A 23,481-nucleotide genomic window follows, 5' to 3' on the forward strand; every position below is an offset into this window, starting at 1 on the left:
GCCCCGGGCAGCGCCGATGCTGCAAGCTGACAGCTCAGAAGCCCAAGCCCCTCAGGCAGCGAGTGCCTGAGGGGCAAGGTCAATCACGACCAGGGCACGGGCCCTGGAAGCCGCTCAAGGGCGCTGGCGGCTCGGCAGCCAGCGGTCGGCGGACACCGGGTGGACGACACCGGACCGGCCGCCCAGCCAGCCCGCGATGCCGCCGAGGAGCAGGACCACGAAGGCCGCCAGCGCGCCGGTCGCCACGGCGGACGCCGCAGTGTCCGCGGCTTCCGTGGCGGTCTGTTGCGCCTGATCGACGGTCTCGCGATATTGCTGCTCCATAGAAGCCACCTGCTGTTCGGCCTCCGGCAGCGGGATGCCGCGGGCTTGCGACAGCGCCTGAGCCGCCTCCTGCCGCGCGGTAGCGGCGTCGGCCTCTTCGGCCATGACGACGCGGCGCATGGCGTTCACGGCAGCGGCGTTCAGCGCTTCCGGGTCGGTCCCCGTCGCCTGCACGCCACGCTCCAGCGCTTCCAGCGGATTTGCGTCCTGCAGCATGGGCGCGGCGACCTGGGTCGCGGCCTGGCCGATGCCGCCCACGGCTCCGGCGATGCCGCGGAAGGTGCCGCCGACAATGCTGCCGACAGAGGTGGAGACGAGATAGAGCACCAGAAGCGTGGTCACGGCCCAAGTCGTCAGCCCGTGCAGGGCGCCGGTGGTGGCGACCGTCTTGCCCGACATCCGCGCGGCGATGTAGCCGCCGGCGAAGGCGGCAAGGATGCCGGAGACCGCGTACCAGATGCCCGAGGCGATCGAGAAGGTCGAAACCTGCGGGTTGTCGGCGGTCCCGGGATCGAGCGTGGCTGCGCCGATGCCCGCGCCCAGCATGGTGAGCAGGACCTGCACCACCAGGGCCACGACAACGCCGGCAAAGATCGCGCCCCAGGACACGCGGTTGATCATGATGGTGTGGGCATCCTCGGTCGCGGTGGGGTGACGGCCCTCGGGGGTAAGTGTGGTGTCGGTCATGTCGGAACCTCATTCTTGCCCGGCCCACCATGGTGCCGGGTCGGGGAGGCGGCCCGCGGAGAGGCCGCTGTCCAGTTCAGCGAGCGGGACGAGCAGTCTCGTCGCGGTCGTCTTCGATTTCGACATCGGCGCGGCTGCGCATTGTCCGAAACGGTTTCGCGGCAGGCATCGGCAGGTGAGCGCCGCCCGACTTCCTTGGCCAAGCAAGGCAGTTCGGGCGAATGCCCGCCCTGATCCTCGCAAAGCCGTGAACTGAACCTAGAAGTCCCTCCGGTGTTCCCGCCGCGGTTGTTCTGGGCTCTGCGGCGTGTCGCCGGGGCAACGAGCGGATGCTGATGTCTCTGTTCGCGGCGACCTTCGGCCACCCGAAGGCCGTTGCCAGCCCGTCTCGGAAAAACATCGAATTCTCACGGCTCCGTGCGGCTTTTCTCGCCCGGTGTCAGCTTGGTGCAAGCTTCCCCGGGTTGAGTGGCCTCAAGAAACTGGCGGGTGGCATGATGCAGGCAGGCAGAAGACAGACGGCTCGGGCGGGCGGCGCGGGTGTGCCGGATGGGCGGACGCCGCGATGAAGGTCGATTTCGTGGTCCCCGGCATGCGGCGCTGGGACGAGGCGGCAGCCTTCATCGCCACTACCTTCGCCCAAGGCCACGGTGCCCGCATCACGGTGGAGCGGCTGGATCTGGCCGTGGTCACCGGGGCAGACGGCCAGATCATCGCCGCAGCCGGGATGCGCTGCGCCGAGGACGGGTTCTTCTCGCAGGTCTATCTCGATGCGCCGGTGGAGCGGGTGCTTTCCGGTCTCGGCCGCGGTCCGGTCACGGCGGACGAGATCATCGAGGTGGTCTCACTGGCAGCGTCGCGTCCGGTGGCGACGATGCCGCTGATCGAGGCGGTCACCGCAGAGGGGCGGCGGCGCGGCAAGAGCTGGGGCGTGTTCACCGCCACCGGCCGTCTTGTCGCGATGCTGGCCCGCACCGGCTCGCCGATGGAGCGGCTGGCCCCGGCGCGGCCCGAGCGCGTCGCCGATCCTGCGCGCTGGGGCAGCTACTACGCCAGTGAGCCCTGGGTCTGCGCCATGCCCGACCGCGATGCGGTGCCGCTGACCTTCCTTCCCCCCGGACGTGTCCGGACCACCTTCGGAGCCTCTCCATGCACCTGATCTTCGACGCCCTGCATCGCCAAGCCGCCGAGCGGCCCGAGGCCGTGGCCTTCCGCGAGGCCGACCGCAGCCTTACCTGGCGGGCGCTGGCCGAGGCGGTGACAGGCGCCGCCGCAGGCTTTGCCGCCGGGCCGCACACCGTGGCGCTGCGGTTTCGCGGGCTCGACTATGTCATCGCCGATCTGGCGGCGACGCTGGCCGGGCGGCGCATCGTGCCGGTGCCGGAGTTCTTCTCCGACAGCCAGATCGCGCATCTGCTGCAGGATGCCGGCGCAACCGAAGTTTCTGCACTGCCCGAGGGCGGCAGCCATGGTCGCTACGCTGGCGGGGCCGAACGGGTGATTTACACCTCCGGCACGACGGGGCGGCCGAAGGGCGTGATCCTCGGCGACCGGCAGCTGACCGCCTCGATCACCGGGCTCGCCGCGGCGATCTCGCCTCAGGTGAGCGATCGTTACGCCTCGGTGCTGCCTTCGGCGCAGCTTCTGGAGCAGATCTGCGGCATCTTCCTGCCGATCCTCGGCGGCGCCGAGACGACCATCCTGCCCGCCGGTGTTGCCACGCTGTTTGGCGGCCCGGTGGAACCCTTCATCGCGGGCATGGCGGCGATCCAGCCCACGACCACCGTGCTTGCGCCGCGGCAGCTCGCGCTCTGGGTCGCGGCGCTGAGGGCTTCGGGCCAGCGCGCGCCGGAAAGTCTGCGCTATGTCGCGGTCGGCGGGGCGCCGGTGGCGCCCGCGCTGCTGGCCGAGGCGCGGGCCTTGGGCATTCCCGCGCATCAAGGCTACGGGCTGTCGGAGGCCTGTTCGGTGGTTGCGCTGTCGCGGATCGGCGACGACCGTCCGGGCAGCGTGGGCCAGCCGCTCGACGGGCTGAGGCTGCGGATCGAGGAGGGCGAGATCGTCGTCGCAGGGCCCACGGTGATGCAGGGTTATCTGAACCAGCCGCCGCTGACGGGCGACTGGCACACCGGCGATCTGGGGCGGATCGAGGGCGGGCTGCTGTTTGTCGAAGGTCGGCGCGACGCGACGATCGTCACCTCGGCCGGGCGCAACATCGCGCCGGAATGGGTGGAGGCGGAGGCGCTCGCCGATCCGGCAGTGATCGCCGCCGCGCTGGTGCCGGTGGAGGAGGCGCTGGTGCTGCTTCTCGCCCCGGCCCGTGCGCCCGATCTGGCGGCGCTGGCGGAGAGGCTCGCCGCGCTGCCCGGCTATGCCCGCCCCAGCCATCTGCTGATCGCGGACCCGCGCAGCCCCGGGCTGATCCGTTCCTCCGGCACGGCTGACCGTCGTCTGGCGGCGACCCTCGCCGCCGATCGCAGCGGGTGGGTGCCGCTGACCCCGCCCCTTCCCGAAAGGAAAAGCGCATGAGCCGCAAGACTGTTCTCATTACCGGTGCAGGTTCGGGCATCGGCCGGGCGCTCGCGCATGAAGCCGACCAGCGCGGCCATAGGCTGATCCTTGTCGGGCGTCGGCTCGACGCGCTGACAATGACGCGGCACGGGCTGGCCGCGACCGACGCGATCTGCGTGCAGGCCGATGTGACCACGCCGGAGGGGCGGCATGCCATCCGCGCCGCGGTGCCGGAGCGGCTCGACATTCTCATCAACAACGCGGGCGTGCTGGAGGTCGGGCCGGTCGCCACGCTGGAGGATGCGGCGCTGGAGCGGATGCTGGCGACCAATGTCGCGGCCCCGATGGCGCTGACCCGCGACCTGCTGCCGCTTCTCGCGCCGGAGGGGCAGGTGGTCAACGTGGGCTCGGTCTTCGGCGACATCGCCTATCCCTACTTCGCCGCCTACTCGGCGACGAAATTCGCGCTGCGCGGATTTTCCGACGCGCTGCGCCGCGAGGTCGGCGGGCAGGGCATCGCCGTGACCTACCTTGCCCCGCGCGCGACGCGGACCGAGGCCGCGCATCGCTTTGCCCGGTTGGTCGCGCCGATGGACATGGCCATGGACACGCCCGAGGCCGTCGCCCGCCATGCCTGGCTCGCCATCGCGGCGCGCAGGCGCGAGCAATATCCGCCGACCCGCGAGCGGGTCTTCGTGCTGCTGCAACGGGTGGCCCCGTCGCTGATCGACAAGGCGCTTTCCAGGCTGGCGGGCGATCCGCTGGTGGTGAAGGCCGCGCAAACCGACATCCAAACCTGAGGAAAGACAATGACCTACAACATCCTGCGCCGCGACGCCTTCGCGGGCGCCCTTGAAGACGCCGCCCTCGACACCTCGATCCGCGCCGATCTCGACCGCGATGGCTGGACGCTGCTGCGCGGCTTTGCCCCCGATATGCAGGGCTTCGCCGATCTGGTCGGCAGGCTCTGCCGGACCGTGACCTTCGATCCGGCGCGCGTCCATTCCACCGACAAGACCCAGATGGTCGATGCGGGGCTTGGCTCCATCGGGCTGCATGTCGAGAACGGCAACACCCCGCGCTGCCCCGATATCGTCGCCTTCTACTCGCAGCGCGCCGCCTTCGAGGGGTCGCAGACCACGATCTGCGACGGGGTGCGGCTGTTCGACAGCTTCGACGACCCGCTGAAGGCGCGCTGGTCGCAGCCGATGACGGTGGAGCGGCGCCTGCCGGAACTGCTGTGGAAACGCTATCTCGCCAACGAGCATCCGGCGATCTCGGAGCCGGAGGAGGTGACGATGGAGCATGTGCTGCAGTTCCAGCAGGCGGTGCCGGGCCAGTCGTTCGACCTGCATGACGACGGGTCTCTGACCTACCGGCTGACGGTGTCGCCGGTGCGCCCTTCCAGCTTCAGCGGGACGACCGGCTTTGCCAATGCGGTGCTGGGCCCGTCGCACAATTACGAGCCTCCGCGCTACACGCTGGCAGATGGCAGCGCGGTCACGGCGGAGGAGATCGAGGCATTGCGCGATCTGGCCGAGGCGCAGACCGTCGAGATCAACTGGCAGGACGGCGACATCGCCATCCTCGACAACACCCGCGTCATGCATGGCCGCCGCGCCATCGCCGACGCCGACCGCAAGCTGTTCATCGGGATGGGCTCGCTGTGAGCCCTCGCAAAAGGAGCAAGACCATGATCCGCACCAGCCTTCTCGCCGCGCTTGCCGTCTCGCTGGCGGGCGGCGCCCTTGCCGGGGCGCCCGACAGCGTTCCGGCCAGCGGGCGGTTGACCTTCGACGTGATCCGCAAGGGCAAGGATATCGGCGATCAGGTGATCCGTTTCGAGCAGAAGGGCGAGGCGGTGGCCGTCTCGCTGGAGACCGACGTGAAGGTGAAGGTGCCGATCCTCGGCATGAACGCCTATGTGTTCCGCCAGAGCAGCCGCGAGACCTGGCAAGGCAACAGGCTGGTGGCGCTGCAATCGGCGACCAACGACAACGGCAAGGATCAGGCGATCCGGCTCGGCCCGAGCGCGGTGCTGCCCGCGAGCCTCTGGAATGCGGATATCGTCAAGGCGTCGAAGCTCGTGAACACGATCGACGGCAAGACGATGGCGGTGACGGTGCAGAGCCTCGGCACCGAGACGGTGACGACGGCCAGCGGCACGGTGCCCGCCACGCACTACCGGGTCGGCGGCGAACTGGAGCGCGATCTGTGGTTCGATGCCGACAGCCGGCTGGTGCATGTGGCTTTCACCGCCGAGGACGGCTCACGCATCGACTACACGCTGCGCTGAGGGGGGACTGCCGGGGAGGGGAGGCCCCGGCAGGACGTCTTCGGGGATGGCTGCGCTGCGTGGGGTGCTGACCCCCGGCTTTTGAAAAACGCTTTCGATGCGGCCAGCACTGGTCGCATGAAAGGAAAACGGGCGCATCCAGAGGATGCGCCCGCAAGTCGTCCTGGCCCGGAGGTCAGGAGGTCGAGAGTTCCGCGCCGATGAAGAGCGCAGAGCCCTGACGGTTCAGTTTCAGCAGGACCATGTCGCCCTTCGCTTCGCGGATCGCCGTGGCCAGCGCCTGCGGCGAGGTGACCGGCTCGCCCGCAACCTCCTCGATGACGTCGCCCGCGGTCAGACGATCGGCGTTGGGGCTGTCGGGGGCGACCGCGCTGATCATCACGCCCCGGGTCTCGGGCGAGACGCCAAGCTGTTGCGCCAGTTCCGGCACCAGCGGCTCCACCGTCACGCCGAGCGGCGCCGAGGAGGTGTCGGCACTGTCGCTCGCCGCAGCGGTCTGCAGCTTCTCGGGCGAGAGCTCGCCGATCTTCACCTCGATCGTCCGCTCCAACCCGTCGCGCAGCACGGCGAGTTCTGCCGTGTCGCCCGCCGGGAGCGCGGCGATCAGCAGGGGCAGGCCGTTCCTGTCGGTGACCCGGGTGCCGTTGACCGCGGTGATCACGTCGCCGCTCCTGAGGTCAGAGGACGAGGCCGGGCCGTCCGGCTGGACCGCCGCCACCAGCGCGCCTTCCGGCGTGTCGAGGCCAAGCGCCTGCGCCAGATCCGGTGTCATCGTCTGGATCTCCACGCCGAGCCAGCCGCGCGAGACGCTGCCCTTCTCCTGCAACTGGGCGACGACGGTCTTGATCGTCGAGGCCGGGATCGAGAAGCCGATGCCGACCGAGCCGCCGGAGGGGCTGAAGATCGCGGTGTTCATGCCGACCACGGCGCCTTCGGTGTCGAACAGCGGGCCGCCGGAGTTGCCGCGGTTGATGGCGGCATCGGTCTGGATGTAGTCGTCATAGGGGCCGGAGTTGATGTTGCGCCCGACCGCCGAGACGATGCCGGAGGTCACGGTGCCCCCCAGACCGAAGGGGTTGCCCACCGCCACGACCGCATCGCCGACCCTCAGGTCGTTTGCGGCGTCGAGTTCCACAAAGGGAAGATCCTTGGCATCCTTCAGCCGGATCACGGCGATATCGGTCATCGGATCGGTGCCGACCAGTTCCGCGGTATATTCGCGTCCGTCCTGAAGCTTTACCTTCATCGAGGTGGCATCGGCGACGACGTGGTTGTTGGTCACGATCACCCCGTCCTTCGAGATCAGGAAGCCCGAGCCGAGCCCGCGCATCACGCCCTCGTTCTGCGGCGCCTCGGGCATGCGGAACTGCGGATTCGCCTCGCCGAAGCGGCGCAGGAACTCTTCCATCTGCGATCCGGCGGCGGGGCCGGCGGGCCTCGACGACTTGGCGGTCACCTCGATGAACACGACCGCGGGCGAGACCTGCTCGACCAGATCGGCATAGCCTTCGAAGGGGGCGGCGAGAACCGGGGCTGCCGAGGTGATCCCGGCGGTGGCGATGGCGCTGGCCAGCAGCGCGGCTTTCAACGGGGAACGGAAAACGGGGTGCAACATCTGTGGTCTCCTGCCAGTGATGGCCGCTCGGGCCTTGGCAGTGAACATGGGGCGGTTGCCTGTGGTGCCGTTTACCGCCGCCTTACGATTCCGTAACCTCGCGGCCTCGTGATCGGGGGATGCGGCAGGCGGGCAGAGGCGCTACCTTACCGATCAGTGAGAAAGCGGACAGGTGGCGGCAAGACGGTGCTGGCAGACCTGTGGCCATGATGGAAGCTGACATGAAGATCCTCCTTGCCGAAGACGATCCCCAGACCGCGGAGTTCCTGCGGCAGGGGCTGACGGCCGAGGGCTACAGCGTCGATCACGTTCCCGATGGCCGCGACGCGCTGGTGCGGGCAACGATGCAGCCCTACGACATGATGGTGATCGACCGGATGATGCCGGGGCTCGACGGACTGTCGCTGGTCAAGGCGCTGCGCTCGGCGCAGGTAAAGGTGCCGATCCTGTTCCTGACGGCAATGGGCGGGGTGAACGACCGGGTCGAGGGGCTGCAGGCCGGGGCGGACGACTATCTGGTGAAGCCTTTCGCCTTCTCCGAACTCTCGGCCCGGCTCGGTGCGCTGGCCCGCCGCCCTGTGATGGTGGAGGGCGCACGCGACCAGTTGCGCGTCGCCGACCTGTCGATGGACCTCGTGCGTCGCTCGGTCACCCGCGGCGAGACCGAGATCGACCTGCAGCCGCGCGAGTTCCGGCTGCTGGAGCATCTGATGCGCAGCGCGGGTCGGGTGCAGACCCGCACCATGCTGCTGGAGGCTGTCTGGGATTTCCACTTCGATCCCAACACCAGCGTGGTGGAGACCCATATCAGCCGATTGCGCGCCAAGATCGACCGGCCCTTCGACAAGCCGCTGCTGCACACGGTGCGCGGCGCGGGCTACATGCTGAAGGCATGACCGACGCGCCCCTCACAAGGCTGTTGCGGTCGTCGTCGTTGCGGCTGGCGGCGCGGCTGGCGCTGATCTTCGTGAGTGCGACCTTGCTGGCGGGCGTCGTCTCGTTCTCGCTGCTGACCAACGCCTTGCAGCAGCGGCTCCGGGCGGATGCCCAGCAGATGGCGGAGTCTCTCGGGGCGACCTATCAGGTGGCGGGGCTGATCGACCTGCACGCCCAGATCGCCACCAACATCGCCACCACGCGCGATTTTGCCAACCTCTATCTCTTCATCGACAACTCGGGCCGCATCGTCTTCGGCAATTTCAGCGTGCGCCAACCCTTCACCGGCCCGCGGGATCTCGTCTCGGGCCGCGACATGATCCTGCCGGGGCAGGACGCGCCGTCGGGCCTCGGCTTCTCGGCCTATGGGGTGAAGCTGCCGGCAGGCTGGATCATGGCGGCGCGGCAGACATCGGCGCTGGACGAGGTGCAGGGCATCGTGCTGCAGACGCTGGGGCTCGGCCTCGGCCTCGCCATCGCGCTGGCGGTCGCGGTGGCCGGGGTGCTGGCCTGGCGGGCGGAGCGGCGGATCGCACGGCTGAGCGAGGTGCTGGACCGGGCGGCGGTGGGCGATCTGGCGCAGCGCGCCGCCGAGGGGGGCGGCGACGACATCGGACGGATCTCGCGCGCGGTAAACGCGACGCTCGACCAGTTGGAGCAGACGGTGGAAAGCCTGCGGCAGGTGTCCTCCGACGTGGCGCATGATCTGCGCACCCCCGTCACCCGGCTGCGCACCCGGCTGGAACCACTGACCCTGCGCAGCGACCTGCCCCCCGATGCGGCGGCGGAGGTTGCCGCGGCGATGGAGCAGAGCGACCGGGTGGTGCGCATCTTCGACGCCATCCTGCGCATCGCCCAGCTCGAGGGCGGCAATGCCCGGCCCCGCTTCACGCCCCTGGACCTCGGCGCCCTCTTGAGCGACCTGCACGAGATGCTCGAACCCGTGGCCGAGGATCTGGGCCACCGGCTGAGGTGCAGCGCCCCGCCGCTGACGGTGTCGGGCGACCGCGATCTCCTGGGGCAGGCGATCACCAATCTGGTCGAAAATGCCTTCCGTCATTGCCCGGCCCCCGCCGACATAAGCGTGACGCTGGAGCGCCTGCCGACCGAGGCGCTGCTGTCGGTGACCGACAATGGCCCCGGGATACCGGAGGCCGAGCGGGAGGCCGTGTTCCGCCGCTTCTACCGGCTGGAGCGCAGCCGCAGCGGCGAGGGCAGCGGCCTCGGCCTGAGCCTCGCCCTCGCCATCGTCCGCCTGCACGGCGGTTCGGTGGAACTGGCGGACGCGGGTCCCGGCCTGACCGTCCGGATCCGCCTGCCACTGGCCTGATCGCTGGGGCGGGCGCAGTGCTCTGGGACGCCGGACGCATGGGCCGCGCAGGCTTGGCAGGAACATCGCGCGGAAATCGCGGTTGGTGGCCGGTCCGCTCACGAACCTGGCGGTCGAGGAGGAGAACCCCATGAAGACCCATACCCTGCTGATCGCGTGCGCCCTGCTGGCTGCCGGCACGGCCGCACAAGCCGATTGCGCCTCGGATCTCGCTGCTTTGTCGACCGGAGCCGAGGAGGGCGAGTTTGCCAAGGACGGCACGCATGTGCCGCTCGGAAATGCGTCAGGCGCGGCACCGGCGGCATCCGCCGAGGCTGGCTCGGAAATGGCGGAAGGTGATGCGGCGGGCGATCAGGCCGCTGCCGAGGCCAACAAGCTCGCGAAGGATGGCTCGACCGCACCGCTGGAAGCCGCTGGAGAGGGCACGCCCGTCGCAACCTCCGGCCAGGACATCGCCGCCCAGCAGGCCGGAGAGCCCACGGCGGCCGAGCAGGCCGAGGCCGACGGCGAGGGTGGCACCGAGGAAATGCCCAGCACCCGGGCAGGCGCGATCGAAAAAGCCCGCACCGCCCTCGCCGCCGGCGACGAGGAAGCCTGCATGACGGCACTGGAGCATGCACGCTCGCTGTGACGCCTGCAGTCGCGGCCGGTCGGGGGATGCCCCGACCGACTGTCACGAACAGCGCCTGTGGCCCTCGCTTCGTCGGAGGCTCGCACCGCCGTCCTCACCCCGGAAAATGCTCGACATGCGTCTCAGCCGTCCGGCCGAAGTAGAGGACGCGGCGGCCGGGGAAGGAGACGTGGTAGCCGGCGCAGCCTGCGGCTTTCGCGCGGGTCGAGAAGGCGGCGTAGCTGTAGTCGGCAGGGCTCGCCTGCGCCCAGCGGACGAGGGCTGCCACCGTTTCGGTGTCGAAGCCGAGGTCCGTGGGGGTGCGGGCCTGGGGCATGTCGAGCGTCACGCTGTCGCCGTCTGCCAGATAGAAGGTCTGGCAGTTGCGGCGATAGTCGACCGTGTAGCCGTCGAAGCCTGCCCCCATGAGGCGACCGACGATTTCGGGAAAGCCGAGGCTGCCGTCATGGGCGGCGGTCAGGCAGGTTTCGGCAAGGGCGATGCGTTCCGCGTCCATGGCGGGTCCTTTCGAGGTGTGAGGGGAGGGGGCCGGGGCGTCAGTCCACCGGCGTGGCTTTCAGCCCGCGCCGCTCGGCCAGGGCTGTCAGGATCCGGCGGAGCGTGTCGTGCTCTTCTTCGCTCAGCGCCGCGAAGGCTGCGGCGTCGTTCTCATCGGCGATGCGCGCGAGGGTCGGCACCCGGGCGCGGCCTTCTTCCGTCAGCGACAGGGTCTGGCCGCGCCCGCCGGTCTCGGTCCGGGCGACGAGGCCCTTGGCGGCGAGCCGGTCGGCCAGCTTGCTGATCGCGCCGCGGGTCATGCCCATCTGGTCGGCAAGCGCGGTGGGAGCTGTGGCTTCCGCCTCGAACAGCGCCCGCAGGAAGGACCATTCGGCCACAGTCACGCCCTCTGCCGCGACCCTGCGGGCGAAATCCTGCGAGACGGCGTTGGAAACCATGCGCAGCCAGTATCCGGTGTGGTCGGTGAGGCGGGAAACGGGCATGGCGACTCGGGCTCCAGTTGTTGACTAGGAAACTAGCCGTGCTGTGTTTCCTAGTCAACATGCTGACTGCGCCACGGGGCGGTGCCGGAAGGCGGGTGCGGCATGGTCTCCGCCGCCGAGCCGCGCTAGGATCGACCGTCCCGGATCACAGGCCCGCCATGGATTTCATGAACCTCCTCCGCTCGGCGGAACTGCTGCTCTACGAGGTGGTGTCATGGCTGGTGTTCTTCCCGCTGACGCTGTGGAGCTGCATCACACGGCCGATGGCGATGATGGCCTATGCCGAGCAGGAGTTGACCCGCCCGCCCGAGGACCAGTTCGCCGAGGCGCTGAGCCCGCCGATCTTCCTGTTCCTAACGCTGATGATCGCCCACATGGTGCAGAGCGGCATCTTCCACAATGACGCGGTGTTCGAGGGAGTGTTGGCCGACCAGCGCAACCTGCTGATCCTGCGGGCGGTCGCCTTCAGCCTCTTCCCGCTGTTGCTGGGCATCCAGCATGTGCGGCTTTCGGGGCAGGTGCTCAGCCGCAAGACGCTGCGGCCGATGTTCTATGCGCAATGCTATGTGACCGTGCCCTTCGTGCTGGCCTTGGATCTGGCGATGATGCTGAGCAGCCTTGAGACCGGCTGGGCCGGGCCGGTGGCGCTGACGGTTCTGGTGGTGGGGCTCGGCTGGTATGCGCTGGCGCTGACGCGCGGCTTCATGATCCACCGCAACACCAGCTTGGCTGCCGCGATCGGCCAGACCGTGCTCGCAATCCTGCTGGGCGGTGTCTCGTTCTTCGCCACCTTCGCGCTGTCGCTGCTGAGCGGGCCGGTGACGATTGGCTGAGCACGCTCAGGGTGGGTCCAGTTGCAGGCGGCCCGCCGCGTCGTCGGGCGGCAGGATCGCGGTCGTCCAGGCGGTGCCGACGATCTGCCAGTCGGGGCTCTGCGCCTGCAGCGTGCGGAACAGGCCGAGGAAATGGCCGCTGCCATAGGTGATGTAGATATCTGCCTCGGGAAGGGCGGCGATGCGCTCGGCCAGACGGCGGTTGCGGAAATCGAGGATCACCCGGTTCAACACGTCGGGGCTTTCGGCCCGGCCGAGGATGACGGAGAAAACGCCCCGACAGGCGGCGGCGAGCAGATCCTTCTGGCTGTCCTTCAGCCCCGCCGCCATCTGCAGGAGCGACGAGACGTCGAACATCCCGCCCGACTGGCCCCCGTTCTGCGGCAGGGCCGCGGCGAGGCCCGGGTCGCTGGCGACGAGACGTTGCCATTCGTCATACATTTCGGTCACCGAGACATCGGCGGAGACCAGATGCTCGGGGTCCAGCGCCTCGTCGCGCTGCACGAAGGCGAGGAAATCGCCCTGGAAGGTCAGCCCGCAGACCTCGCCGATCCGGGCATATTGCGCATTCAGGTCACCGCCCGACTGGGTCGCGGCATCGAGCCAGGCGTCCGCCTCGGGCGTGCCGGGCTTCACGCCCTCGAAGAACAGCACATAGCCCGCGTCCTTCGCCCGGATGAGATCGTAGACCACCGAGCGATAGAACTGATCGGATCCGACATGGACCATCCCCTGAAACACCACCTGCCGCCTGCCGTCGCTCAGCGTGACGCGCGGCACGGCCAGAGGATGCAGCGCGGGCTGCAGCACCAGCCACCAGACCGGCGCCGCAGTGAGGCCGGTCATGAGGCCTGCGCCGATCGGCAGGGCGCGCAGCCGGGTACCGGGTTGCGTGGCGGGGTGCCGCATCAGGCGGCGGGCGGCGTGGGCGATCAGGCCGATCAGGGCGCCGACAAGGACCGCGCCTGCGAGGATCAGCGGCGAGGCTGCCCAGAGGAGCGGCGCGCCGATGACGAACAGAAGCAGCACCAGCGCCCAGCCGAGCGTCTTCAGGCGAACGGAGGCGTCATGCGACAGAGCCATGGAGGGGTCCTCGGGTCAGGGATCGGTGCCGATGGGCGCGTGGCCCGCGGAGAAGGCAAAGAGGAAACTCGTCCAGTCGTTCAGGATATGCGCGCCCGCCGACACCCAGAGATTGCGGGTCGCGATGAAAGCCAGTGTCAGGAGCACCCGGGCCGAGCCGATCCCGATCAACGCCTGACCCCAGTTCCAGTCATAGGTCGGCAGGTGTGCCGCTCCGAAGACAAGCGCCGAGACGATGAGCCCCGCGACGATCCCCACCCGCCTCGACAGGCGCAGTCGGGTGACGCAAAGCCAGAGCACGGCGAGGAAGGGCAGGATGCCGAAAAGCTCCTCGCCGATCAGCTGCGGGATGGTGGGGATCAGCCGGGCCACCAGCGCCGCGGTCGTCATGCCGCCGAAGCTGTCGGAGACCGGGTTGTCGTTGAAGGTGAGGAACTGTGATAGAACCAACCCCACCGCAATGGACCCGCCGAAGGTCAGGACCGCGAAGAGAACCATCTGACAGCACTGCCACAAGCCTACACTTCGGAAAAGCGCGGTCCAGTGCGGTCCGGCGACGTGCCGGAGCGCCAGAAGCGGGATGGCCAGGAATAGCAGGGCAGGGATCAGGTTCTGCGGGAAATCGCGCAGGGGGATCAGGGTCAGCAGCGCGAGCGCCAGCACCAGCGAGGCCATGAGCATCAGCCAATCCGATCCTCCCAGGCGGACAGGCTGGCCATCGTAGAACGGGAAGTCGGGTCTCTCCGGCATGGGAAATCTGCCTTTGTGCGGGTTGGGGCGGGGCATGCGTGATGCCCCGCCAGAGCGTCAGCCGTAGGGGAACAGCTCCTTCACCTGGTGGCTGGTGTTCGTGCGGCAGATTGTCATGTTCTGGCCATTGTGCGTCACGAACATCTGAATACCCGACCCGTCGCGCAGAGGTGCCGCGCTGACGACCTCGATGAAGGTCGGCGTGGTCCGTTCCCGGAAGGCCATGGCTTGTTTACAGGCTGCGACATCCTCGGGGAAATCGTCACGGCCAGACCCCATGACACCCCCGACACCGGTGTCGTCGCAGGCAGCAAGGGTCAGGGCGCACAGTAGCAGGACTGCATGTTTCATGGTCTTCTCCGTCTTGGGGGTTATTCGACATAAAGGGTCAGAGTGTAATTCGCCGTCTCGCCCCGCCGCGCCGCGTTGCGCATCAGGTAGACGTCGATGATGTATTTGCCGCTGGAGGGGATGGTAACCGAGGTGCCATTTCCGTCGATCGAGCCGTTGTAGAGCGCCTCGCTGGCGCCCGGGGCGGTGATGTTGAAGTAAAGGCTCGCGTTCTTCGAATCGAGCTGCACGCTCATCCTCTGCCCGGCCTTCACCCCGAGGCTGTATTGCACCGAGTCGTAGCCCTTGACCCGGCTCTTGATGGTCGAGCCCGAGGTGCCGGGGGCGAAGTGCACGGTCTCGCGGCGGATCTCATCGGCGACGGCGGGGGTGCCGGCGATCGTCAGAAGCAATGCGGCCATGCGTGTGAGACTGCGGAATGTCATGGGTTTGATCCTTTTCTGGGGCAAAGTCAGCGGTGGGTCCGGGCAGTGGCCCGCCGATGGCGGTCCCGGATGCAGGAAACGGTTTTCGGTGGGCGTCGGCGCGGGTAGGCTGGGCGATGAAAAGCGGCGAGCGGCAAGGAACCATGCAGGATCACCCCCGCAACATCAGCTGGAGCGGCGGCGCCGATGCCTATGCACCGCAGCTGTTCCACCGCACCGACAGCTTCCGCTTTCTGGCAGCGGAGGGCCGGATCGGCATCACCCGGCTGGGCCTGGCCGAGCTGGTGCTGGCACGGGTGCGCTCCACCGGGCATGACATCACGCTGGAAGAGCCCGACCGGGTGACGCTGCTGTTCCCTTGGGCAGGGCGCATCAGCTGCAGCGTGGGCGAGGAGACGACCGCCTCCGAGGCGGGGGGCGTGCTGGCCTTCGGGCCGAACCAGCGCCGGACGGTGGTGGAGCGTCCACGCCACGCGCCGCTCTATCAGGCGGATGTGCTGACCCTGCCGCTGGCGGCGCTGCAGCAGATGATGCGGGCCGAGGATCTGGCCATCAGCCGGATCGGCGCACGGCAGGACCCAGCGACCGAGGCCATGGCGCGCCTGCGCAGCGGCATCGGCCAACTGCTGACCCGGACGGAAAACGGCGTGCCGCCGACGGGGGCCGCGCATGAAGCGGCCTTCGCCGATCTCGCCGCCGATCTGGTTCAGGCGCTGGCAGGTACCGAGCGTCGCACCCCCTCTGCCGGTGCACGGCGGGTAATGCAGGCCATCGCCTTGATGCAGGCGCATCATGCCGAGCCGATCTCGATCGCCGCGCTTGCCCGCGATCTGGGCTGCAGCACCCGCTCGCTGCAGGTCGCGTTCCGGGAGTGCGGAAAGGATACGCCGCAGGAGGTTCTGGCGCGGATCCGCCTCGACGCGGCCCGCGTCCGGCTGCTGTCGGGCGAGCGCAGCGTGACCGAAAGCGCGCTCGACAGCGGGATCAGCCACCTCGGCCGCTTCGCTCACGCCTATTGCCGCCGCTTTGGTGAAAGGCCAAGCAGGACCTTGGCCGAGCGGGGATGAGAGAGGCGGGGCAGAGGGGTGGCAAGGCATATTCGCTCCGGCAGTCGCGAAATGACACTTTAAGTTGTATTTAACATGCGGCTATCCGAAATGCGAAGATTGCTGTGCCGGACGCGCGGTTGCCCTCCGGTTTCATCAAGCTTCGCAGGCTCTTGGGTCGGAAGCGTCTGCCATGCCCGGGCTCCCCCGGGGCACTCATGGAGGATTCGCGGGGGCAAAGGCTGCCTGCGTCTGCCGGGCAGCGGCCTCCACCCTGCCGTGAAACCGGGCGTGTCAGACCCGGCCGAAATCATCCTCCAGCCGCACGATGTCGTCCTCCTCCAGATAGGCGCCTGTCTGGACCTCGACGATTTCCACCGGAATCTTGCCGGGGTTGGCAAGCCGGTGGACGCAGCCCAGCGACAGGTAGACGGATTCGTTCTCGCGCAGCAGCAGCACCTCGTGGTCGCGGGTGACCTCGGCAGTGCCGCGGACCACGACCCAATGCTCCGCGCGGTGGTGATGTCGTTGCAGCGACAGCTTCTTGCCGGGCTTCACCATGATCCGCTTGACGCGGAACCGCTCGCCGAGGTCCATCGTCTGATACCAGCCCCAAGGCCGATGCACCCGCGCGGGGCTGCGCGCCTCGGACATCCGCGCGGCCTCGAGATCCTGCACCATCGCCTTGATCTCCTGCGCGCGGTCGAGCGGGGCGACAAGCACGGCATCCACCGTGTCGATCACCGCGAGCCCCGAGACGCCGAGCGCGCAGACCAGACGGCCATCGGAGCGCAGGTAGCTGTCGGTCACGTCATGGGCATGGACCCGGCCCTCGCGGGCCACGCCATGCGCATCCTTCGGGCTCTGGTCCCAGATGCCCTTCCAGTCGCCCAGATCGGACCATGCGAGATCCGCCCTCACTACGGCGGCGCGGTCGGTCTGCTCCAGCACGGCGCGGTCGAAGCTCGTCTTCGGCGCGGCGGCGAAATCGGCGCCGAGCCGCAGCGCGCCGAGATCGACCGAGGCCGTCTCCAGCGCTTTGCGCACCGCGATCAGTGCCTCGGGCGCGTGCCGCTCGATCTCGGCCAGGGCGGCGCTGGCGCGGAAGCAGAAGATGCCCGAGTTCCAGAGCCAGCCGTCGGCGACGAGCCGGGCGGCGTGGTCGGCCTCGGGCTTCTCGATGAAGCGGGCGACGGTGTGGGCGCCGGGCGTCAGCGCCGCGCCCGGGGCAATATAGCCGAAGCCCGGGGCAGGGCCGGTGGCGGCGAGGCCGATCAGCACGATATGCCCGTCTTCGGCAAGCCGTGCCGCCTCGGTGACGGTGGCGTGGAAGCTGTCGGCGTCGGGGATCAGGTGGTCGGAGGGCAGCACGAGGAGGATTGCCTCCGGATCGCGCCGGGCCACGAGACAGGCGGCGAGGGTGACGGCGGCGAGGGTGTCCCGCCCCTCCGGTTCCAGCGCGATATCGACCGCGATGCCGAGGGAGCTCGCCTGATCCGCCACCATGAACTGCGCTCCGGCCCCGCTGATCACGAGCGGGGTGGCGAAGACCTGCGGGTCGAGCCGCGACAGGGTGCGCTGGAAGGGCGAGGGGCCATCGAGGATCGGGACATGCTGCTTGGCGAAGTCGCGGCGCGACACCGGCCAGAGCCGGGAGCCGGAGCCGCCGCAGAGGATGGCGGGGACGATCTGCGGCTGACCCGCCTTCTGCGGGCCGCCTGCCTGATGGATCGGGAATGTGGCTGTCATGTGCGGTCCCTTCCTTTGCTGTGCGAGAGAGAAACTGCGCCCCGCAGATTGGCGAGGCGGTGGAGGAGCCGCGCGAGGGCGCGGCGGCAGGCGGGCTCCAGCCAGCGGGCGAAACCGAGGCTGACGAGGAGGCAGAGCACGCTGGCGGTGACGAGGGCGGCGCCGGCGCCCATGCCGCCCTTTAGCAGCAGGCCGAAGGCGAAGGCGCCCGCGATGTTGTGGACGAGATAGAGCGGGTAGGTGGCAAGCCCGAGCGAGCGGGCGAAGGAGCGGAGCCGGGGTGCACCGCCCGAGCGACGGTGCCAGCGCAGCGAAAGTGCCAGCAGGCCGACGGCGGCCAGCCAGATAGCCACGGGGATGGCAGGCGAGCGGCCGTGCTGGGTGGCGGCCTCCAGCGCCTCGGCAGAGAGCCAGATGCCGACCGATCCGGAGAGGAGACTCATGCAGAACCCCGTGGCGGCGGTCAGGCTCCAGCCGTCCCGGTCGAGCAGGTAGAGGCTTACGCCGACGAGGAAATAGGCGCCGGTGGTCAGCAGGAGCACGCGCGAGATGTAGGCGCCGTGGATGGCGAGCACCGGCTCGGCCAGGCGGGTCTCGGGCCAGACGCGGGCGACGAGCACGAGAAGATAGAAGCCGAAGATCGCGAGCGAGACCGTGGCGGCGATGCCCTGCAGATGGATGAACCAGCCAGCGGCGATCAGCAGCAGCGTGACGGCGTAGAAGACAGCCTCGATGGTCAGCGTCCAATAGACGCCATCGATCCAGGGCCCCCGCGGGATCAGGACGAGCGAGCGGGCATACATCGCCAGCACCTCCTCTGTCCGGCTCGAGGCATAGAGCAGCGTCACGATCAGGCTGAGCGTGGCGAAGACCCAGAGCGCCGGTGCCAGCCGCAGGAAGCGGCTGCGCAGGAAGGCCATGGCAGACTGGCGCTCGGCGGACAGGCAGATGACGAGCCCGGAGATCACGAAGAAGATCTGCACGCCGACCCAGCCCCACCAGCTTGCGAAGACGAGACGGGGGTAGGACACCGGCACGCCGATCGCGGCGCGCACACCGGTGTCGCTGGCAGGCTCGTGCCACGAGAAGAAGGCATAGTGAAAGACCACCACGAAGAGCGCGGCGGCGAAGCGGACCAGATCGAGGCCGACGATGGTTCCGCGGTCGAGAGCTGTAGAACGGGCGGCATTGTGCGACGAGGGGGGCATTTGTGCCTCTTTGTTGGGGGCTTTCAGGGAAGCCGGGTGACGAATTCCGGCTCGATCCGACCCCGCAGGACGTGGCCGATGGCGATGAGATTGCCCTTCAGCCGGCCCGGACGGTCCACATGCGCCTCGGGGCGCAGGCTGCGGGCGACGTTGGCCAGAACGTTGCCGGCGATCAACCGCGTTGCCCAGCGGGCTGAGGCGGTGCCCTTTCGGACCAGATACAGCGGGTTGGCGATCTGCGAATAGCCGAAGCGCACACCGCTGATCCGCCCGCCCTTCACCCCCAGATGCACGCCGCGCAGTGCATGCAGGCGAATGACGGGGCGTCCGCGGGCGATGCGGCGCGAGAAATCGGTATCCTCCTGCCAGCCGTAAAGTGGCAGCCGCTCGTCGAAGCGTTGGGCGCCGATGGCCGCGGCGCGGTAGGCCATGTTGCAGCCATAGGCACCAGCCCCGGCGATCGGCTCATGCCCCTGCGGCGCGGCGGGATCTGCGGCCGCGAGCAGGGCCAGCGCCTCGTCGAAGCTGAAGCCCTTGCCGTTGATCCCGTCCGCGATCAGGCGCCCGGTCAGGACAGGCCAGTCGGGGTGCAGCCCGAAAGCCCGCTCCACCCGTTCGAGGTAGTCGGCGGCGGGCAGGAAGTCGTCATCAAAGAAAACGATGGCCTCGGCGCCCGCAAGCGCCGGGTGGTCGAGCGCCTTGTTGCGCTGGGCGGTGCAGCCCTGCGCGCCGAAGGCGAAGGCCAGCGGGTAGGAGGTCCGGGTCGGGGGCTCGACATGGCTCGCGTCGGGGGCGGAGACCACCACGAGATCGGGCCGGCGCCGCTGGTCTTCCAGATGCGCCAGCGCCCGGCCCGCGATCCCGGCGCGTCCGGCGGTGACGATGATGACGACGAGCCGCATGTCTCTCTCCTTCCGATCCCGTGGCACCGAGCCTAGGCAGGGGCGGGGGCGCGGCCATACCGCCCTTCGGCACCGGGGCGTCGGGGGCGTAGGCGGCAGCTCCTCCTTTTCCGCCTGTCGCTGTCGAAAGGAGGAGGCCTTTTGCCACCCGGCGCGGCCTAGGCTCGAGGCGGCAAACAGGACGGCTGCGGATGGAAGTTGCGCCCATAGCGATCTTGGTGGCGGCGGTCCTGCTCGGGCTCGGTCATGTCTTCGGCGCGCCGCTTGCCGTCGCCTTCTTCGCCTCGCTCGCCTTCGGCTCCACCGCCATCGTCTCGCTGACGATGCTGGGGGGGGCGCCACTCATGCTCTATGTGCCGCTGGCCGGGCTGATGATCGCGGCTGCCGTTTTCCGGCGGACCTTCTGGCGGGATCTGGGACGGGTGTTCCAGCTGCACTGGACGCCGACGGTCGTGCTGCTGCTGATGCTCTACGCCGTCGCCAGCGCCTTCGTGATGCCGCGGCTCTTTGCCGGGGCGACCACGGTCTTCGTGCCGATGGGCGGGCGGATCGCGGAGACGGCGCTGCGGCCGGTTTCGGGCAACATCAACCAGAGCGCCTATTTCACCGTGGGGGTGCTGGCGTATTTTGCGATTGCGAGCCAGCTGGCGCGCGACGGGCGGTTCCATCTGCTGCGGCTCGGCTTCTTCGCCTTCGCCACGGCCCATGCGATGCTGGGGATCATCGATCTGGCGGGCAAGGCGGCGGGGCTCGGTGACAGCCTCGCCCCGCTGCGGACCGCGAGCTATTCGATGCTGACGAATGTGCAGGTGCAGGGCTTCTGGCGCATCACCGGCGGCTATCCCGAGGCCTCGACCTTCGGCGGAGCGAGCATCATCGTTCTGGCCTTCTGCTTCAGCTACTGGCGCGCCACCGATGACCGGCTGGCGCTGGGGCTCTCGGTGGTCATCCTGATCCTGCTCGGGCTCTGCACCTCGAGCACGGGCTATGCCGGGCTCGCGGTGCTGATCCTGCTGCTGGGCCTGTCGTGGTTCGTGCGGCTGCTGCGCGACAGGATCAGCACGCGCGACCTGACGACAGTGCTTGCCGGAGGGATCGGCGCGGTGCTGGTGCTGGGGGTGCTGGTGTTCAGCGAAAGCGCGATGCAGCCGGTGCAGCGGCTGATCGAGGAGACGCTGATCAGCAAATCCACCTCGGCCTCGGCGGACGAGCGGTTCTACTGGAACGCAAAGAGCTGGCTTGCCTTTCTGGAGACCTACGGGCTTGGCGTGGGCCTCGGGAGTTCGCGCGCCTCGAGCTCGGTCATCGCGATCCTGTCGCAGCTCGGGGTGATCGGCAGCGGGCTGATCATCCTGCTGCTGGCCGATCTCGCCCGTCCCCTGCCGCGCCCCGCCGCCGATCCCCGCGCGCGGGAGATCTGGGCGACCTGCAACAGCCTGCGCACCGCCGCCTTCGCCAGCATGATCCCCTCGGCCATTGCCGGGGGCGGGGCCGACCCGGGCATCGTCTTCTTCATCGCCTTGGCCGGGGTGCTGGTCGGGCGGAGCCGGCTCCGGCAGATGCGGGCGCTTCCGGCCCGGCTGGTCCTGACGCCCGAGCTCGCGATCGGCGGACTGCGCGGGCGGGCCGTGCCGCCGGGTGCGAGTTTTCCCTGAGGTGGCGGGCCTTCAGGTGGGGTTGCCGAGACTGTTGCGCGCCGCTGCCTGCCGTTGCTGCAGAAGGGCGTGATAGGCTTCGGCATGGTCGCGCGCCATGCGCTCGACACGGTAGAGGTCGAGGTCTTCGCGCGCGCGGTGCCGGGCCTCCGCCAGGGCGGCAGGGTCGGTCATCAGACCGGCAAGCGCCTCGGCGAGCAGGTCGGGGCAGCCGGGGGGCACGGTCTTGCCGTAGCGGTCGGGGCCCAGCTGCTCGGCGATGCCGCCGACGCGGGTGCCGATGACAGCGCAGCCCGCCGCCCGCGCCTCGAGGATGCTGAGGCAGAAGGGCTCGGCATAGGAGGCCTGCACGAAGATCTCGCTCTGCCGCAGCAGGCCCATCGGCGTCTCGACATGGCCGATGAAGGCGATCCGCGTCGCGCAGCCCGTGGCGGTGGCCTGCCGCTCCAGCGCCTGCCGCTCGGGCCCGTCACCGGCTATGACCAGCCGCCAATCCGGCACCCGATCCGCAACGCGGGCGAAGGCCTCGATCACATCATGCACGCCCTTGCGCCGCTCCAGCCCGCAGAGCGTCGTCACGCAGGGCCGGGGCAGGGGCACCGGGTCGGTGCGCTCGGTGCTGCGCGGCGAGCCAAGGGTGCCGTTGAGGATGACGCGGAGCCGGGCTTCGGCAAAGCCCCGGCTCAAGAGCAGGGCGCGCTCGGTCTGGCTGATGGCGATCACCATGTCGCCGAGCTTCATGAGCCCTGAGTGACGGTCGAAGGAATTGTGGACGGTGGTGACCAGCGGCGTGCCGATCAGCCGCGACAGGGCTTTGCCGAGCACGGCGCCCGACATCATATGCGCGTGGATCACGTCGGGACGCAGGGCGCGGCACTGCGACAGGAGCCTCAGCGCATCGCGCGCCGCCGGCAGGGGCGCGCGCAGCGACTGCCGGATGGCTAGGTGCCGCACCCCATTACGTTCCAGCAACGCCGCGAGGCGCCCGCCCGCGCTGGCGAAGATCACCGCATCCCCCGCCGCCGCCTGCGCGCAGGCGAGATCCACCGCAAGATGCACATTGCCGCCCCGGTCGCAGTGATTGGCCAGATGCAGGACCGACAGGCTCATTCTGCGACCGGGCGATAGGCGCGGACGTGATCGACATACATGAAGGACGGGTTCGGCGTATCGACGATGGGCCAGCCTGAGCCGAGGGCGAGGTTCAGAAGGATGAACAGCGGGCCGATGTGATCCTTCGGCGTCGGGAGGCGCCCCATCTCCTCACGGTCGAGATAGAAGACGATCTCCTCCTCGCCGACCAGCACACCGTAGTCGCGGAAGGCATCGGTCAGATGGCCGTAGGGCACCTCATACTGGATGCCGTTCACCTGCCGCTCGATGCCCTCCTTCTTGGGCCAGACAGCGACGGCGGAGTGGTAGATGTCGGGCGCGTGGCCGTAATATTCCAGCGCGTCGATCTCCAGCGAGGTCTCGGGTCCGGCGTTGTAGATCAGCCAGAAGGCGGGCCAGACGCCCGGCCCCGGCGGCAGCTTGGCGCGCATCTCGAAATAGCCGTATTGCAGATGGAAGCCTTCGCCCTTGGTATCGCTTGAGGCGAGGATGCCCGAGCGCCAGAGCCCGTCCTCGCCCTTGCGTGCCTCGATCCGCAGGATGCCGTAATCGACGGTGAAGGGGAAACCGGGCTCGGGATCGACGAAGAGCGCATCGCCGAAATCGCCGCCCCACGGGGTATGGGCGATCCAGCGCGTGCCGGGGCCATAGGCCGAGACGTCGAGCGTGTCGAAGGGCTCATCGAAGACCAGCTCGTATCGGCCCAGATCGAGCGCCGTCTCGCTGGCGGCGCTCTCGTCGATGCCGGCGACATAGGCCAGCCCCGCCCCGCCCGCGGCGACGAGCAGCAATGCCCCGGCAATCAGCCGGGCCGAGAAGGGCCGGGTTGCCCGGAACAGCGGATTTTCAACGCGGGGTGTCGGTCGCTGCATGGGCCTCATCCGAGTGCAAATGCCTCGGGCAGGATAGGCAGGGTTTTCACGCGGCGGCTCTCTCGGAAGGGGGACGGGCCTACCACCTTGGGGCAGGGCGACGCTATCGGAGGAGGCCCTGGCGCAAGGGTGCCGGTGGTTGTCGCCCCCGCCACGGCTATCATCGCGCGACGTTTCACGCCGG

At 69.0% G+C, this 23,481-nt stretch carries 24 protein-coding genes; 11 read left to right on the plus strand and 13 right to left on the minus strand.

The annotated features are described in order from the left end of the window. Positions 1 to 114: 114 nt before the first annotated feature. Positions 115 to 1,011, minus strand: a complete 897-nt coding sequence (locus AC3A5Z_RS07095) for a PhnA-like protein (RefSeq protein ID WP_487518682.1) — start codon at positions 1,009 to 1,011, stop codon at positions 115 to 117. Positions 1,012 to 1,576: 565 nt separating this feature from the next. Between AC3A5Z_RS07095 and AC3A5Z_RS07100 the strand changes: the two genes are divergently transcribed. The 5 genes from AC3A5Z_RS07100 to AC3A5Z_RS07120 are packed head-to-tail and all read left to right on the plus strand — an operon-like array spanning position 1,577 to position 5,818. Continuing rightward, positions 1,577 to 2,170: a thermostable hemolysin gene (locus AC3A5Z_RS07100; RefSeq protein ID WP_487518683.1), complete on the plus strand. Its 594-nt coding sequence runs from the start codon at positions 1,577 to 1,579 to the stop codon at positions 2,168 to 2,170. Beyond that, complete coding sequence (locus AC3A5Z_RS07105; protein WP_487518684.1) at positions 2,161 to 3,540, plus strand: AMP-binding protein; 1,380 nt, start codon at positions 2,161 to 2,163, stop codon at positions 3,538 to 3,540. The genes AC3A5Z_RS07100 and AC3A5Z_RS07105 overlap by 10 nt, the downstream gene beginning before the upstream one ends. Next, on the plus strand, positions 3,537 to 4,322 hold the full coding sequence (locus AC3A5Z_RS07110; protein WP_487518685.1) for an SDR family NAD(P)-dependent oxidoreductase: 786 nt from the start codon (positions 3,537 to 3,539) through the stop codon (positions 4,320 to 4,322). The genes AC3A5Z_RS07105 and AC3A5Z_RS07110 overlap by 4 nt, the downstream gene beginning before the upstream one ends. Positions 4,323 to 4,331: 9 nt before the next feature. Further along, a complete protein-coding gene (locus tag AC3A5Z_RS07115; RefSeq protein ID WP_487518686.1) occupies positions 4,332 to 5,192 on the plus strand; it encodes a TauD/TfdA family dioxygenase in 861 nt (286 codons plus the stop codon). A 23-nt stretch (positions 5,193 to 5,215) separates the two neighbouring features. Further along, positions 5,216 to 5,818: a DUF6134 family protein gene (locus AC3A5Z_RS07120; RefSeq protein ID WP_487518687.1), complete on the plus strand. Its 603-nt coding sequence runs from the start codon at positions 5,216 to 5,218 to the stop codon at positions 5,816 to 5,818. A 175-nt stretch (positions 5,819 to 5,993) separates the two neighbouring features. On the opposite strand, the gene AC3A5Z_RS07125 is transcribed toward AC3A5Z_RS07120, so the two are convergent. Continuing rightward, positions 5,994 to 7,433 carry a Do family serine endopeptidase gene (locus AC3A5Z_RS07125; RefSeq protein ID WP_487518688.1) on the minus strand — a complete coding sequence of 480 codons (1,440 nt, stop codon included), beginning with the start codon at positions 7,431 to 7,433 and terminating at the stop codon, positions 5,994 to 5,996. A gap of 221 nt (positions 7,434 to 7,654) precedes the next feature. Here AC3A5Z_RS07125 and AC3A5Z_RS07130 point away from each other — a divergent pair, with 221 nt between their 5' ends. The 3 genes from AC3A5Z_RS07130 to AC3A5Z_RS07140 all read left to right on the plus strand — a co-directional run bounded on the left by AC3A5Z_RS07130 (position 7,655) and on the right by AC3A5Z_RS07140 (position 10,330). Then, positions 7,655 to 8,329 carry a response regulator gene (locus AC3A5Z_RS07130; protein WP_487518689.1) on the plus strand — a complete coding sequence of 225 codons (675 nt, stop codon included), beginning with the start codon at positions 7,655 to 7,657 and terminating at the stop codon, positions 8,327 to 8,329. Beyond that, the gene (locus AC3A5Z_RS07135; RefSeq protein ID WP_487518690.1) at positions 8,326 to 9,699 is read left to right on the plus strand and encodes a sensor histidine kinase; all 1,374 of its coding nucleotides are present in this window, start codon (positions 8,326 to 8,328) and stop codon (positions 9,697 to 9,699) included. Before AC3A5Z_RS07130 ends, AC3A5Z_RS07135 begins: the two co-directional genes overlap by 4 nt. 130 nt (positions 9,700 to 9,829) lie before the next feature. Next, complete coding sequence (locus AC3A5Z_RS07140) at positions 9,830 to 10,330, plus strand: hypothetical protein (RefSeq protein ID WP_487518691.1); 501 nt, start codon at positions 9,830 to 9,832, stop codon at positions 10,328 to 10,330. Between the two features lie 94 nt (positions 10,331 to 10,424). Here AC3A5Z_RS07140 and AC3A5Z_RS07145 read toward each other — a convergent pair whose 3' ends face one another. Together AC3A5Z_RS07145 and AC3A5Z_RS07150 are read right to left on the minus strand one after the other, a co-directional pair. Continuing rightward, positions 10,425 to 10,826 carry a DUF1398 domain-containing protein gene (locus AC3A5Z_RS07145; RefSeq protein ID WP_487518692.1) on the minus strand — a complete coding sequence of 134 codons (402 nt, stop codon included), beginning with the start codon at positions 10,824 to 10,826 and terminating at the stop codon, positions 10,425 to 10,427. A 40-nt stretch (positions 10,827 to 10,866) separates the two neighbouring features. Beyond that, positions 10,867 to 11,310, minus strand: a complete 444-nt coding sequence (locus AC3A5Z_RS07150) for a MarR family winged helix-turn-helix transcriptional regulator (protein WP_487518693.1) — start codon at positions 11,308 to 11,310, stop codon at positions 10,867 to 10,869. Positions 11,311 to 11,477: 167 nt separating this feature from the next. Here AC3A5Z_RS07150 and AC3A5Z_RS07155 point away from each other — a divergent pair, with 167 nt between their 5' ends. After that, positions 11,478 to 12,143: an MFS transporter permease gene (locus AC3A5Z_RS07155; protein WP_487518694.1), complete on the plus strand. Its 666-nt coding sequence runs from the start codon at positions 11,478 to 11,480 to the stop codon at positions 12,141 to 12,143. Between the two features lie 6 nt (positions 12,144 to 12,149). Here AC3A5Z_RS07155 and AC3A5Z_RS07160 read toward each other — a convergent pair whose 3' ends face one another. Genes AC3A5Z_RS07160 through AC3A5Z_RS07175 form a run of 4 tightly spaced genes read right to left on the minus strand, consistent with a single transcriptional unit; the run spans position 12,150 to position 14,752 of the window. Next, positions 12,150 to 13,226, minus strand: a complete 1,077-nt coding sequence (locus tag AC3A5Z_RS07160; protein WP_487518695.1) for a hypothetical protein — start codon at positions 13,224 to 13,226, stop codon at positions 12,150 to 12,152. 15 nt (positions 13,227 to 13,241) lie between these two features. After that, the gene (locus AC3A5Z_RS07165; RefSeq protein ID WP_487518696.1) at positions 13,242 to 13,976 is read right to left on the minus strand and encodes a CPBP family intramembrane glutamic endopeptidase; all 735 of its coding nucleotides are present in this window, start codon (positions 13,974 to 13,976) and stop codon (positions 13,242 to 13,244) included. Positions 13,977 to 14,033: 57 nt separating this feature from the next. After that, a complete protein-coding gene (locus tag AC3A5Z_RS07170; protein ID WP_487518697.1) occupies positions 14,034 to 14,327 on the minus strand; it encodes a hypothetical protein in 294 nt (97 codons plus the stop codon). A gap of 20 nt (positions 14,328 to 14,347) precedes the next feature. After that, on the minus strand, positions 14,348 to 14,752 hold the full coding sequence (locus AC3A5Z_RS07175; protein WP_487518698.1) for a DNA breaking-rejoining protein: 405 nt from the start codon (positions 14,750 to 14,752) through the stop codon (positions 14,348 to 14,350). Positions 14,753 to 14,895: 143 nt separating this feature from the next. On the opposite strand from AC3A5Z_RS07175, the gene AC3A5Z_RS07180 reads away from it, so the two are divergent. Further along, the gene (locus AC3A5Z_RS07180) at positions 14,896 to 15,819 is read left to right on the plus strand and encodes a helix-turn-helix transcriptional regulator (protein ID WP_487518699.1); all 924 of its coding nucleotides are present in this window, start codon (positions 14,896 to 14,898) and stop codon (positions 15,817 to 15,819) included. 273 nt (positions 15,820 to 16,092) lie between these two features. Here the strand turns inward: AC3A5Z_RS07180 and AC3A5Z_RS07185 are convergent, their stop codons facing one another. The 3 genes from AC3A5Z_RS07185 to AC3A5Z_RS07195 are packed head-to-tail and all read right to left on the minus strand — an operon-like array spanning position 16,093 to position 19,657. Then, a complete protein-coding gene (locus AC3A5Z_RS07185; RefSeq protein WP_487518700.1) occupies positions 16,093 to 17,547 on the minus strand; it encodes a mannose-1-phosphate guanylyltransferase/mannose-6-phosphate isomerase in 1,455 nt (484 codons plus the stop codon). Next, positions 17,544 to 18,755: an acyltransferase family protein gene (locus AC3A5Z_RS07190; RefSeq protein ID WP_487518701.1), complete on the minus strand. Its 1,212-nt coding sequence runs from the start codon at positions 18,753 to 18,755 to the stop codon at positions 17,544 to 17,546. Before AC3A5Z_RS07190 ends, AC3A5Z_RS07185 begins: the two co-directional genes overlap by 4 nt. A gap of 23 nt (positions 18,756 to 18,778) precedes the next feature. Next, entirely contained in the window at positions 18,779 to 19,657 is an 879-nt protein-coding gene (locus tag AC3A5Z_RS07195) for a glycosyltransferase family 2 protein (RefSeq protein ID WP_487518702.1), read from the minus strand. 191 nt (positions 19,658 to 19,848) lie between these two features. Here AC3A5Z_RS07195 and AC3A5Z_RS07200 point away from each other — a divergent pair, with 191 nt between their 5' ends. Further along, entirely contained in the window at positions 19,849 to 21,312 is a 1,464-nt protein-coding gene (locus tag AC3A5Z_RS07200; protein WP_487518703.1) for a hypothetical protein, read from the plus strand. A 12-nt stretch (positions 21,313 to 21,324) separates the two neighbouring features. Here AC3A5Z_RS07200 and AC3A5Z_RS07205 read toward each other — a convergent pair whose 3' ends face one another. Together AC3A5Z_RS07205 and AC3A5Z_RS07210 are read right to left on the minus strand one after the other, a co-directional pair. Then, complete coding sequence (locus tag AC3A5Z_RS07205) at positions 21,325 to 22,422, minus strand: glycosyltransferase family 4 protein (protein WP_487518704.1); 1,098 nt, start codon at positions 22,420 to 22,422, stop codon at positions 21,325 to 21,327. After that, complete coding sequence (locus AC3A5Z_RS07210) at positions 22,419 to 23,297, minus strand: glycoside hydrolase family 16 protein (protein WP_487518705.1); 879 nt, start codon at positions 23,295 to 23,297, stop codon at positions 22,419 to 22,421. The genes AC3A5Z_RS07205 and AC3A5Z_RS07210 overlap by 4 nt, the downstream gene beginning before the upstream one ends. Between the last annotated feature and the right edge of the window lie 184 nt (positions 23,298 to 23,481).

The sequence above is a fragment of the Cereibacter sp. Soil_C_27 genome (assembly GCF_057657095.1).